Genomic DNA, 13,083 nt, shown 5'->3' on the forward strand with positions numbered 1-13,083 from the left:
ATATGATTATTTTTTTATGTATAATGAGGACAAGGCCTAAAAATACTTAAATATTTAAGTGAATATTTTAAAAAGGGAGATTAAGGATATATGAAAAGCTTACTTCAAAAAACTTTAGCTGTTACAGGATTAACTGCTTCTTTATTAGGTATGGTTTCTTCCGTTTCATTTGCTTCGATTAGTTGGGATAATAATGCAACGTGGACAGGAAGCGGAGCAAAAGCTAAGGCAACTGCCTATACTGCGAAAAAGAACGAACCTCATTTTTACAAGATGACTGTAAGAGCTAGCTTTGATGATGGGACTTCTAAAGAGTTAGCATTGTATGATGCTAAAATTTCAGATCGTATAAACGTTAGCGTTGCATCCAAAGGACCGGTGACCAGAGGTTATTCGGGTCATGAATGGATAATGGTAGGGGATAGTGCGTACACTTCTAAGGAAATGGTAATTAAATAAAAATCAACAAAACCGTGAAAAAGGATATATACTTTTTTCACGGTTTTTAAAATGAGGAGGATATATGAATCTAGTAATAAAAGAAATAGTGGTGAACAAAGCGATATTCATTATGTTATTTATTACGTTTGTATTGACAATATGGCCGATACTTATCGCAATGTCGACGAAAGATTATTATGATGAAAGATTTTATGATAGTAAAAATGGTTATTTTAATTATTACTATTCCGTTCAACTTACTAATATGGGGGAATTCAATTTCAAACAATTTCAGACGTTAGTAGAATCTGATTTTAAAAACGCTAGCGTTATTACAAATGATATTCGTACTACTATTCCAGGTATCGGCCGAGTAACAATGAATGGTCTCCTTAATAAAAATTGGTCTCCACCATTGCTAAAAGGTTCTCAGATAGAACAACATGAGGAAAATAGTGTAATAGTCGGGAAGAAAATTTATAAAAATACGGAAACAATAAAACTATTTAATAAGGAATATACAGTTAAAGGCGTAGCTGGAGTAAGTACCGAATATGAGTATAATATGAAAATTTATGTCTCTCTAAATGACATGCCAGATGAAGTGAAACAAGTGATACAAAATGAAAAGACATTCCAAATGATCGTTCGTTCTAACGAAAACCCTAAAGAAGAGATAGAAACTTTCATACAGCATTTAAAGCAGAACAATACAGATATAAATGCCAAAGTGATTAGTGAAAAAGAGAACTATGAGAAGGAAAAAAACTCTAGTGAAGCCGTAGAAGAGTTACTCAGTTTTCCAAATAGGCTTTTATGTATAGCTTTAATTACCAGTATAATAGTCAGTTATTATTGGATTTATACGAAGAAAAAGAGTTTGTCGTTAAGGAAAGCTTTGGGAGCAAGTAATGTAAATCTTTTTATTTTTATATTTAGTCAATTGTTTTTATGTGCAATCGCTGCATCAGTCTGTGCAATATGCATTCAATGGATTTTTAAAACTTTGAGTGGAAATATTTTAGAGTTTACAAGTTATAGCATTAGTTTACAATCTACTCATATTGTAATGTGTGTATTTCTTTCACTTACTATAGCTTTTATCCTCTCTGTAATACCATTTGTATATGTGATTAAAAGTGAACCTGCTAAAGCATTAAAGGAGTAAACATGATGAGAATAAAAAGTGCGTTCCTAGCATTAAAAAAGAGATTTCTATTTTCGGTACTTCTTCTAATACAGATTACATTTGGATTAGCAACTATAACGAGTTCAATTAATGTATTTTATAATTTACACCATCTGAATGATAAATCCAGCTCGGTATTAAATGCGGATAAAACATATTTAGTTACTTTTGAAATGACGACAGATAAGTTACAAAGCAATAAATTTAATAAAGAGCAAATTCAAGAAGTTTATAAAACGTTTCAACAAAATAAAGATGTGATTTCGTATGGTACATACGAGACGAGAGTTATTGAAATAGAGTCAAGTAATAGACCATTTCAAAATAGTATGATTACTGATTTGAAACATAAAACGTTTCGCGATGACAGACCTACTATTACAACAATTTTTGTAGATGAAAATTACTATAAAATGTTACAGTTACCTTTAAAATCTGAAGAAGGTTTCTTGCATGAAGATTTTCAAAAAAATAGTGAAGAGAAAACAAAGGTTTTAATGGGTTCATACTTTAAGAAATATTTTCAAGTTGGAGATACAATTAATAATCAATATACAATTACAGGCTTTTTGCCGGAGAATAAATTTATCGTAAATAATAATACGACGAACGCATATTCGAAGTTGGATTACGTAATGATAATACCTATGTCATCTAATAGAGTTGAAAAATATGAAGCAATGTTTTTAAGACTACATCAAAGTACAGTTTTATATTTACGAAAAGATGCAGATGTAAAGAAACTAGAAGAATCAATTCAACTTAAAGGAAACGGCGGTACGTTTTATTTAAAAAATTTGGGTGATGAAATAAATGAAGATGTTACTTTTAACAGCTATTCTGAAATACCTCAACTGATAGTCGGAATCTTATTTATTTTATTCTCAATCGTCGGAATTGTAGTAACGACTATTATTTCTATCTTGATGAGAAAGCGGGAATTTGGTATAAAAATAGCTTTTGGCGAAAGTAAATTTGGAATGTTTATTCAAATTGTTCTAGAGAACATTATTGTAGCAATAGTTGGCTTAGGGATGTCACTAGTTTACTTTTCATGGAGATATGGGGTTCTATTACAAATGTCGAAGGATTTAAAGGAATCAACGGTATTAGACTTTAAATTGAATATGCCTATATTATTTTTAGTATTTCTATTCTTATTATTGATCATCGTTGTCTCAAATGTAATTGTCTTCTTATTTATTAGAAAGCTTGAACCAAAAACATTAATAGGTGGGATGGAATAATGAGTTTAATTGTATTGAAAGACATTAAGAAGGTGTATAGTAACAAGAACCATAACACGTTCGCGTTAAACGGTATAAACTTAACGATAAATAAGGGCGAAATTATAGCGATAATGGGTCGGTCAGGCTCAGGGAAAAGTACGCTATTAAATGTTATAGGGTTAATTGATTTGCCAAATGAGGGTGAATATACGTTAAATGAAAAAACATTAACTGAAATTAGAGCAAATAAAGTTCATAAAACAAGAAATGAAATGATTGGATTTATATTTCAATATTTTGCATTGTTAAAAGAACATACTGTACTAGATAATGTAGCACTACCACTCACATATAGAAAGCTAAAGCAACGAGAAAGAGAAAATAAGGCGAAGTTCTATTTAGAAAAAGTAGGTTTAAAAGAACATATGTATAAAACACCGGACGAGCTATCAGGTGGACAACAGCAGCGCGTCGCAATTGCTAGAGCGTTAGTAGGTGAACCAGAATTAATATTGGCTGATGAACCGACCGGAAATTTAGATAGAAAAACAGGAGAAGAAATTATGAATTTGCTATTACAACTGAATGAAGAAGGCCGAACGATTATTATTGTAACGCATGATATTGAAGTAGCGAATAAGTGTAATAGAATTATTGAGTTAGTTGATGGGGAAGTTGTGCGGAGTTAGTAATTCAATAATTATATCTAATGTAAGAATCCGTATTGATTAATTTTTCAAAATGGATTCTTTTTATTTGTAGGATTAAAGTAAAATAACAAATCCTCCCGTAACTTTTTATAACAGAAATTCGTTTAACAAAAGAAAGGATTTTTAATGATGAATGGGGGAGAACCATGAAAATTTTAATACTAGGTGGTACACGATTTTTGGGAAGAGCTGTTGTAGAAGAGGCTTTGAACAGAGGGCATGAAGTTACATTATTTAACCGCGGAACAAACAAAGAAATTTTTCCTGAAGTGGAGCAGCTTATCGGTGACAGAAATGGTGATGTATCAAGTTTAGAAAATCGAAAATGGGACGCGGTAGTCGACACGTGTGGATTTTCTCCGCATCACATTAGAAATGTCGGAGAAGTCTTACAAAATAATATAAAGCATTATATATTCATCTCAAGTCTCTCCGTATATAAAGATTGGATTCCGCATGATATTAAAGAAGATTATATATTACAACCCGAACTTACGGGTGATCAAATAAAGGCTGTAGAGAATGGTGAAGTTTCACCTTATGAGTATTATGGTGCACTGAAAGTATTATGTGAAAAAGAAGCAGAGAAGTATTGGCCGGGGCGTGTATTACACGTAAGAGCAGGACTTCTTTCAGGAATGTTCGATTATACAGATCGACTTCCATACTGGATCGGGCGTGTAGCAAAGGGTGGGAAAGTATTAGTACCAGGAAGAAAGATTCGTCCCGTGCAATTAGTTGATATAAAAGATGTCGCGGGATGGGGGCTAAATATGGCAGAACATAATAAAGCAGGAACATTTAATATAACAGGTCCGAATGATGAATTGACGATGGAAGAGCTATTAAATACGTGTAAAAAGGTTACGAATAGCGATGCTGAATTTGTTTGGGTAGACGAATCATTTATGAGTGAACATAATGTGCAGCCTTGGACAGAAATGCCTTTGTGGATTCCAGAAACTTTCCCATTAGATGGTGAGACGAAGCCGTGGAGAGGCGGGTTTTCTATTTGTATCGAAAGTGCGGTTAATGAAGGGCTTACTTTTAGAAGAATAGAAGAGACAGTTACAGATGTGTATGAGTGGATGGAGAGTATGGAGAATTGGGAATTAAAAGCAGGTATTTCAGGGGAAAGAGAAAAGGTGTTATTGGATAAGTGGTATGAAAGAAAGAGAGTTTAAATAAGAATCTTGTGAAAAAAGGAATCTGTTTATTGAATAAACAGATTCCTAATATAAATCTACCACTCAATTGGTTCTTCTCCGTACATCTCCCATAGCTTAGGAAACATCTTTTTTAAACCTTCCTCATCGTCTTCATCCCAATCTAACTCGATATCAACTTCCTCAAACTCTTCATTTGTTAAGACATGGTATAGTGTAAAGTATGTATCATCTTCATCCCCAGTCTTCTCCATGTAAACTTCTTGCCCGAAATATAGAGTAAGTTCTTCAATCTCTGGAACGTCATACTCACTTAAATTTTCTAATACAGGAATTAATTGTTCTGGATTTTCAATACAAGCATCGTATGTCTCTTTTCCTTGATATAATAACCATCCACGGAAGTAATCGAAAGTATCATCTGAACAGCCACCCATAATAATATAGGCTGCTGCCCATAAACGGGAGGTATAGGAGTCTTTCAAAAGGCGATGCATATGCGTATCAAAAGCTACAATTTCATGTACTGTACGTTTAGCAAGGTGGGAAGTAAGCCATTCTATTTGTTCTTCTTGGTCCTCACCTTTCGTTTTTGCACGATGAAGTAGTTCCCAAAATTCTTCTTCGGTTATCGTCTTTTCTTTTATGTAATCTTCCCCTTGAATAGGGTCTATATATCCTTTTTTACGTTTGGAAGCAACTAGTTTATTAGCTTCTTTCATACATTCTTCTTCTGTTTCAAACTCTTTCGCTTTCACGCTGCCAGCTGTGCCGATTTTTCCGTAAAACACAACATAGTCTTTTTCTTTCACAACGATTTTCCAAAACTTATTTGATTTCTCAGTTTGCTGGATTAATAATGTTTCCATCCGTACCCCCATAATGTTTTCTAGCGTGCAATGTGATTGTAACATATGTATATACACTTGTAATGATGAAAAATAAGAGTTCGGAAAATTCGAAAATGATTGAATGAAGTGGATAAATTTAGTAACCTTATTTGTACAGTAATTACATAATTGTTTTGTAATAATTCGATATTTATATAAGGGGGCGTTACGGATGGATCTTACGTTTAAAGTAGAGGAAACATGTTTTAATTACCGCGTTGGAGCAATTTGTAAACAGAATAATAAAATACTTATTCTTCAAAACAAAGGGGAAGATTATTGGTATGTACCAGGCGGAAGAGTGAAAATGCTAGAAAATAGTGAAGCTGCGTTAAAACGAGAACTTGCAGAAGAACTAGCTGTTCCTATGAAAGGGAAGAGATTAATATGGACAGTAGAAAATTTCTTTACACTATCTGAGCGAAAGTTTCATGAGATTAGTTTTTATTATGAAGTAGAGCTACATGAATTACCTGCAAATGGAGCGGATCAATATATTTTGGAAGAAGAGGGTAGAACGTATTTGTTTAAGTGGGTACCGGTAGAAGAGTTAGATGCATATAACTTACAGCCTGCATTTATAAAAGAGAAAGTAAAGGAGATAGCAGTTCATACAGAACATATCGTTTTACAAAATTAAATGTATTCGGAGGGGAAAAGGGTGAAGGGGACTAAAAAAGAAATACATATAGATGATAAAGTAATTCGTTACACACATATCGAAAAAGGTTCTAGTAGGATTTGCTTTATGTTCTCAGGTTCAGGATACAATTATGATAAGCCGTTATTTTATTACGCAACGATGTTAATGCTTGAACATAAAATAGATGTTGTACATATTCATTATTCTTATGATGGACAATTAATGAATAAACCAATGGAAGAAGTAACGAAAGTAATGATGGATGATATTAATCCGGTAATAAATGAAGTATTAAAAGATGAGCAATACAACTATATTATGTTTTTAGGGAAATCACTCGGAACAATTCCGATTGCAAATGATTTAATGAAGAGAGAAGAATTCGCGCAGTCAAAAATGATGCTACTTACACCTTTACTGACGTTTGATACAATTTTTGATTCTATCTTACATAGTCGACACGAAGGGCTTTTAGTTATTGGGGATAATGATCACCAATACAATGCAGATCAAATTGATCAGTTATATAAAACAACTTTAACGATTGATGTTGTTAAAAACGCAAATCATTCTGTAAATGTTGGGGAATATGAAACAAAGAATTCAATTGAAGCGATAGCAAATATAATAGAAAAGCTTAAAGAAGTTGTTAGGAAAAAATAACTTATCAATACATGCAAAAAGAGGTGCGAATTGCACCTCTTTTACTTTTAATAAGCCTTCAACACATGAAGCAAATAATCTTTTCGGTTCAGCGGATTATAATCAACACGTTTTCGAGTAGGGAAGGGAGCCATAAGCTTTGTGAAACCAGCTGGCTTCGTTGTAAATATGCCTTCTCCTTCTGTAAATGAATGTAGTATTCGTTTGAAACTCTCTGTTTTCGCAACAGGTAATGATCCTGTTAACTGATAAGAATTGTAATGGAATATAGGCTCTGCAAAAGTTGCTGGAACGGCAGCGAGTTTATACATTGCAGTACTAATTGCGTGCTCCGGTACAGTTAATTCAAACTCATTTACTGGTTCATATACATATGTTTCAGCTTGCTTTAAAGCATCCATTAATACGATCGGTGTCAAATTTCTAAAGTCACTTGCTGTTGTAACAGGACTAGCATAACCAGTATGTGTTAACGTGACGATAATATCTGTAACTTCCCATCCATATAATCCTTGTTTTAACGTTTGAAATACCGTATCTTCAATCGCTTTATGAAATGCTAAAGGTAGTGATCCGAGTTCAACCCCTAAGTGATATGTTACGCCAGAGTTAAGTTCACCACGTTCAACTTTGAATCCGACTGTTGCGTAAAATGGATTCTCTTTTTCACCCATTACTTCAACAGAATTGCCTAAGCCAATTGGTTTCTCGATACATACAACTCGCGTATTTGAAAAAGTAACTTGCAAATTATATTTCTCATAAAGTGTTGTTTCAATTACTTCTTTTTGTACCTCACCGAAAAGGCGAATGTATAGTTCATTATGAACATCATCTTTCCACACTTTAATAAGTGGATCTTCTTCACATAGCTCCATAAGTGCAGCGTATAAATCATGAATTCTTTCTTTTGATACTGCATCAATGGAAGCTTCCATTTGTGGTTCGGCAAAGTGAATATCTTTTATATAATCCGTACGTTCACCAATAATATCACCAATTTTTATATCATTCAGTCCCCACACTTTGCAAAATTCTCCGCTAGGAACGATAGTAGATTGAACAGCATTTCCGCTATGAAACATACACATTTTTTTAATCTTTTCTTTATGTGGTAGAGACTCATCGCGCTGTATATCAACATATTTTCTAACATGTAAGCTACCTGAAAAAACTCTTATATAAGCAATCTTTTCTCCAGAAGGTTCACGTTCAATTTTAAAAACAACACCGGATAATGGTTCCTCTTGTGCCGATGTAAGAGCCGGCATTAGGGCCGGAAGTTTGTCAAGTAGTTCTGTTACTCCTATACCTGTCATTGCTGAACCGAAAAAGATTGGATACACACTTGCTTGCTGTATTTGCTGTTCTAGTTTTTCTCTTAATAGTGCGTCCGGTATTATTTCGTTATTTACATATGATTCAAGTAACGATTCATTAAATGGTGCTAACAGTTCCATACAATCGTCAATCCGGGCTTCTTTCGTTCCTTCGTTTAGAACAGAGTAGAAGGGGAATGCTTCATTTGAAAGAACCTCTTTTATTTGTTTCATAACTTTTTCAGTGTTTGCGCCACTACGATCAATTTTATTAACGAATAAAATAGTCGGTATGTTTAGTTTCTGTAATGTTCGCATTAAAATTTTTGTTTGTGCTTGCACACCTTCAACGGCAGAGATAACTAAAATCGCACCGTCTAGAACGCGGAATGATCGCTCCACTTCAGCGATAAAATCAGCGTGTCCAGGTGTATCAATGACATTTACTTTTACATCATCAATAAAGAAAGAAACGACAGATGCTTTAATCGTAATTCCGCGTTGTCTTTCTAATTCCATTGAGTCAGTTTGTGTATTACCACTATCTACTCGGCCAATTTCTTTAATCACATTCGTTTCATAAAGAATACGCTCAGTCAAACTCGTCTTGCCAGCGTCTACGTGCGCGACAATCCCTATATTTATTGTTGTCATTTGTGAATATCCTCATTTCATTTTCCATTTTCATTTCCTCATTTCTATTTGTGTATTGCCGCATTATCAATCACTCTCCAGTTCTTTAAATTAGTATTATTATAGTGCAATTAACATTATTTGTAACGCTACAAAGCGCCTTAATTTGGAAAAAATAAAATAAAAACAAAATGCTTGCATTCTAAATCGATATAGATTATATTGATTGACATATCAACTATTGATACATCAAATGTTTTTATTTTGATTGTAAAGGAGGGGTAATTTGACAAGTTCATGCTCAAAAGAAGCGATTATTTTATATAAATTACACTTTCTAAATAAAGAAGTAAGTTCGAAATTTGAAGGGTGTACGGGTATGAGCCAGTCTCGATTAGAGCTTATACTTCAGTTATATGAAGTAGGTGAAATTAGTCAAAAAGCACTTCAGCAAGAAGTGAATATTGATAATGCTGCGATAACGAGGCATTTAAAGCAGCTTGAGGCCAATGAGATGATTGTAAGACGTAAAAATCCAGATGATAACAGAATTACGTTAGTTTCTCTTACTGAAGAGGGACGAAATAAAATTCAAGCGTTTCAAGAGGAAAAAGAACGTTTTGCAGCATCTGCATTTAAAGGATTAAGTGAAGAAGAACGCGACAATCTTTTAAATATGTTAAACCACATTCAAGAAAATATAAAAGAATTATAAAAAAGGGAGAATACAACTATGACTAACTCAGTAAAAACAAATGATTTTAACGAAATTTTAACAGGACGTCGTTCAATTCGTAAGTACGACCCTTCAGTGAAAATTAGCAAAGAAGAAATGATAGAAATTCTTACAGAAGCAACACTTGCACCATCTTCAGTAAACATGCAACCATGGAGATTCCTTGTGATTGAAAGTGACGAAGCAAAAGCAACACTTGCACCACTTGCGAAATTCAATCAATCTCAAGTAGAAACATCTTCAGCAATGATCGCTGTATTCGGTGACTTAAACAACTTTGATAACGCAGAAGAAATTTATGGTACAGCAGTAGAGCGCGGACTTATGCCAGCTGAAGTAAAAGAAGATCAAATGAAAAAACTTTCAGCTTATTTCTCAATGGTTACACCAGAAGTAATGAAAGACACAGTACTAATTGACGGTGGTCTTGTAGCAATGCAATTTATGTTAGCAGCTCGTGCTCACGGCTATGACACTTGTCCAATTGGTGGTTTTGAGAAAGATCAAATCGCAGACGCTTTCGGACTAGATAAAGACCGTCACGTACCAGTTATGTTAATTTCAATCGGAAAAGCTGCTGACAGTGGTTACCAATCAGTACGTCTTCCAATTGAAAAAGTTGCAGAGTGGAAGTAATTTTAAAGAAATAAGTGGAATATGAAAGGGGAAACACCATGATTATTATTCACGCAATATTTCAAGTAGATCCAGCAAAACAACAAGCATTTTTAGAAGAAATTCAGCCACTCATTCACGGTTCAAGAGAAGAAAGTGGAAATGTATCTTATGACTTATATAAAGATACAGAAAAAGAAAGTGTTTATACGATGGTAGAAGTATGGAAAGATGAAGCAGCAGTTGCGAGCCATAATACGAGTGAACACTTCACATCTTTCGTTAGTAAAGCAGCACAATTTTTAACTGCTCCGCTTAATATAAAAGCTTATAATGGAGAGTTAGTAAAATAAGAAGGTAGAAAAAGATGACTTTAGCGTGTGGCTGAGGTCATCTTTTTTATTTCAATTTAAGGTTTAAATGGTTATATTAGTTAATTCTGTTACGATTTTCTAATCAACATTATTATTCTTCTTCTTCATGTATGTAATCACCTTTAAATAAGTGAAGTGAATTAAGTGTAAATTAATTTGTTTTACTTATACTTAATTTTGTGTTAATGTATATTTAATTTTTTAATGTATTTATCCTTGTTTTATTAAAATAGAAAGAAAAAGAAATGTATTAGAGTTAAAAGTTACACGGTCAGCATGTAAATAATAACTTATAATTTATTTTTAAATTTTTTAAGGGTGTGAACTATAATGAAATCGGTATTAAAAAGCATACTTATTTCCTTTGTTTTTTCAGCAGTAGGTATGTGTTGGTTGCTGTTCTTATTATTTCAAGGGGACGGTGATTGGTTATTATCTTGGATAGGCGTATTAATGTCATATTTATCTTTATATACTTTAATAGATTTATACTGTAAAAATACATACGATAAAAAATTAAATAAATGGCTTATAAAAACAGCGGTGACTAGCTTTAGTTTTGCAGTATTAGGAATCTCATTTTGCATCATACATGAGCTATTAACACCATGGAGTCTTAGTTTAATGGTGTGGTATTGGTTGCTAATGTTAGTATTATTTTTAACGACTATAATATCATTAATCAGTTTAGTATTTGTTAATCGTAAAAATCACAATTTCACCGTTGGATATAGAATGCTCATACTTCTAAATGTATTTCTTACATTAGGACCAGTATTATGGCCGTTATTACTTTCTATTATTGGAAATGGTATGAATGCTAGTGCAGGCTGGTAAAAAGGAATTTAGATTAGTTGTGTAAAGAATAGGATGAAAAGCTGATATAGAATTTTAAATGTTTATGAGAACATGTTTACATAAAAAGTGAATACATGTTCTCTTTTTATTTGCATGCATAACTCTACCTCAGTTTACCCTATTTAAATTTAAACGTAAGTATTTTGTAAGGAATGAATAAGAAAAAAGAGAGATTTATCGTATAGGATGAAAGTATAGCTTGAATCAATACGATATTAATAGAGGAGAGAAAGCCTTATGAAAACACGTAATCAAATTAAGTTGGCAAGTTTAGCAGTTTTATTAGCGGGTACTACTCTATCTACACCTGGTTTTACTGTGAAAGCAGAGTCTACTCAAAATATTTCTAATTCGTCACAAGAACCTAATCAAAAGAATCGGAATGGATGGAAACAAGTAATGCAGGAAACAATACAAATTGGGGCACCAGGGGTATTAGCTAAGACGTCTAATAAAGGGAAAGTTAATAGTTATACTGCTGGCGTGGCGGATTTAATTACAAAGAAACCGGTGAAATCGGATTTTCGCTTTCGGATTGGTAGTGTGACGAAAACTTTTACCGCCACGACTGTTCTTCAATTAGTAGGAGAAAATCGCGTACAACTTGACGATCCAATTGAAAAGTGGCTGCCGGGTCTCGTGCAAGGAAATGGGTATGATGGAAATCAAATTACGATACGACAACTTTTGAATCATACGAGTGGTATCGCTGAATATTTAAAGTCAAAAGATGCTGACGTAATGAATTCGAAAAAAACGTATACAGCAGAAGAAATAGTGAAAATAGGCCTTTCTCTGCCTCCAGATTTCTCGCCGGGCAAAGACTGGTTGTATTCAAACACAGGATATGTAATATTGGGAATGCTTATTGAAAAAATAACTTGTAATAATTATGCGGAAGAAATTGAAAAGCGAATTATTGAACCTCTGGACTTGCCAAATACGTTTTTACCAGGAAATTCACCCGTCATCCCAGGAAAGAATCATGCTCGTGGATATGTGAAAATGGAAGAAACAGGCGAGTTGAAAGACATTACGTATTATAATCCGAGTTTAGCTAATGCAGCTGGAGATATGATTTCTAATGCGGATGATTTAAATAAATTCTTTTCATCTTTACTTGGTGGTAAGTTACTGAAGGAACGCGAGCTAAAAGAAATGCTTACTACAGTTCCTGTAGAAGGAAAAGGGGTTGGGGATGGATATGGTCTTGGAATCTATGAGACTAAACTTCCAAATGGTGTCTCAGTATGGGGGCACGGAGGATCAATTCCTGGGTTTATGACTTTTGCTGGTGGAGTAATTGGAGGCAAGCATACATTTGCTGTCAATGTTAATTCTTTAGGTCCGGTTGATATTCTTACACAGTTTGATAAAATGATGCAAGTTGAATTTAATAAATAGATGAAGAAAAAGCGAATAGGTTTCTGCAATAGCTGTAAATAAAAGAGATGCTTTTTAAATTTCACAAATAAGGACAGTATTAACATTCATAATATGGTATTAAGTATATGTAGAACATAAATATGATACAAGTGTATTTCAAAGTGCAATTCAATCTTATAGTTTAGTTTAAAAAAGATGTCAGTTGCATGACATCCTTTTTGTTGTGGGACA

Annotated in this window: 14 protein-coding genes; 12 read left to right on the top strand and 2 right to left on the bottom strand. The window is 33.5% G+C overall.

All coding sequences use genetic code 11. The features are described from left to right. Positions 1-90: 90 nt before the first annotated feature. From MRP26_RS19735 to MRP26_RS19755, 5 genes are all read left to right on the top strand, one after another. A complete protein-coding gene (locus MRP26_RS19735; RefSeq protein WP_023522327.1) occupies positions 91-459 on the top strand; it encodes a hypothetical protein in 369 nt (122 codons plus the stop codon). A 64-nt stretch (positions 460-523) separates the two neighbouring features. Then, on the top strand, positions 524-1,609 hold the full coding sequence (locus MRP26_RS19740) for an FtsX-like permease family protein (protein ID WP_053564121.1): 1,086 nt from the start codon (positions 524-526) through the stop codon (positions 1,607-1,609). Between the two features lie 2 nt (positions 1,610-1,611). Next, a complete protein-coding gene (locus MRP26_RS19745; protein ID WP_053564122.1) occupies positions 1,612-2,877 on the top strand; it encodes an ABC transporter permease in 1,266 nt (421 codons plus the stop codon). Further along, positions 2,877-3,548: an ABC transporter ATP-binding protein gene (locus tag MRP26_RS19750; RefSeq protein ID WP_053564123.1), complete on the top strand. Its 672-nt coding sequence runs from the start codon at positions 2,877-2,879 to the stop codon at positions 3,546-3,548. The genes MRP26_RS19745 and MRP26_RS19750 overlap by 1 nt, the downstream gene beginning before the upstream one ends. 167 nt (positions 3,549-3,715) lie before the next feature. Next, positions 3,716-4,753 (top strand): SDR family oxidoreductase, encoded by a 1,038-nt coding sequence (locus MRP26_RS19755; RefSeq protein WP_242806659.1) that lies wholly within the window; start codon positions 3,716-3,718, stop codon positions 4,751-4,753. A 59-nt stretch (positions 4,754-4,812) separates the two neighbouring features. On the opposite strand, the gene MRP26_RS19760 is transcribed toward MRP26_RS19755, so the two are convergent. Further along, positions 4,813-5,604, bottom strand: a complete 792-nt coding sequence (locus MRP26_RS19760) for a DUF4240 domain-containing protein (protein ID WP_098033532.1) — start codon at positions 5,602-5,604, stop codon at positions 4,813-4,815. Positions 5,605-5,797: 193 nt separating this feature from the next. Between MRP26_RS19760 and MRP26_RS19765 the strand changes: the two genes are divergently transcribed. Together MRP26_RS19765 and MRP26_RS19770 are read left to right on the top strand one after the other, a co-directional pair. After that, positions 5,798-6,265 (top strand): NUDIX hydrolase, encoded by a 468-nt coding sequence (locus MRP26_RS19765; RefSeq protein WP_242806662.1) that lies wholly within the window; start codon positions 5,798-5,800, stop codon positions 6,263-6,265. Next, on the top strand, positions 6,266-6,931 hold the full coding sequence (locus tag MRP26_RS19770) for an alpha/beta hydrolase (protein ID WP_242806664.1): 666 nt from the start codon (positions 6,266-6,268) through the stop codon (positions 6,929-6,931). It begins immediately after the preceding gene. A gap of 47 nt (positions 6,932-6,978) precedes the next feature. Here the strand turns inward: MRP26_RS19770 and MRP26_RS19775 are convergent, their stop codons facing one another. Next, entirely contained in the window at positions 6,979-8,904 is a 1,926-nt protein-coding gene (locus MRP26_RS19775) for an elongation factor G (RefSeq protein ID WP_242806667.1), read from the bottom strand. Positions 8,905-9,169: 265 nt separating this feature from the next. On the opposite strand from MRP26_RS19775, the gene MRP26_RS19780 reads away from it, so the two are divergent. The 5 genes from MRP26_RS19780 (at position 9,170) to MRP26_RS19800 (ending at position 12,870) form a co-directional block, all read left to right on the top strand. Beyond that, the gene (locus MRP26_RS19780) at positions 9,170-9,598 is read left to right on the top strand and encodes a MarR family winged helix-turn-helix transcriptional regulator (RefSeq protein WP_000204172.1); all 429 of its coding nucleotides are present in this window, start codon (positions 9,170-9,172) and stop codon (positions 9,596-9,598) included. Between the two features lie 18 nt (positions 9,599-9,616). Then, a complete protein-coding gene (locus MRP26_RS19785) occupies positions 9,617-10,255 on the top strand; it encodes a nitroreductase family protein (RefSeq protein ID WP_242806669.1) in 639 nt (212 codons plus the stop codon). 38 nt (positions 10,256-10,293) lie between these two features. Further along, positions 10,294-10,587 carry a putative quinol monooxygenase gene (locus tag MRP26_RS19790; RefSeq protein WP_000583805.1) on the top strand — a complete coding sequence of 98 codons (294 nt, stop codon included), beginning with the start codon at positions 10,294-10,296 and terminating at the stop codon, positions 10,585-10,587. A 351-nt stretch (positions 10,588-10,938) separates the two neighbouring features. Then, on the top strand, positions 10,939-11,445 hold the full coding sequence (locus MRP26_RS19795) for a DUF3902 family protein (RefSeq protein ID WP_000843829.1): 507 nt from the start codon (positions 10,939-10,941) through the stop codon (positions 11,443-11,445). A gap of 258 nt (positions 11,446-11,703) precedes the next feature. Beyond that, entirely contained in the window at positions 11,704-12,870 is a 1,167-nt protein-coding gene (locus tag MRP26_RS19800) for a serine hydrolase domain-containing protein (RefSeq protein ID WP_242806671.1), read from the top strand. The last annotated feature ends 213 nt before the right edge of the window (positions 12,871-13,083 follow it).

The organism is Bacillus sp. CCB-MMP212 (assembly GCF_022748145.1).
In the GTDB taxonomy this organism is placed as follows: Bacteria; Bacillota; Bacilli; order Bacillales; family Bacillaceae_G; genus Bacillus_A; species Bacillus_A cereus.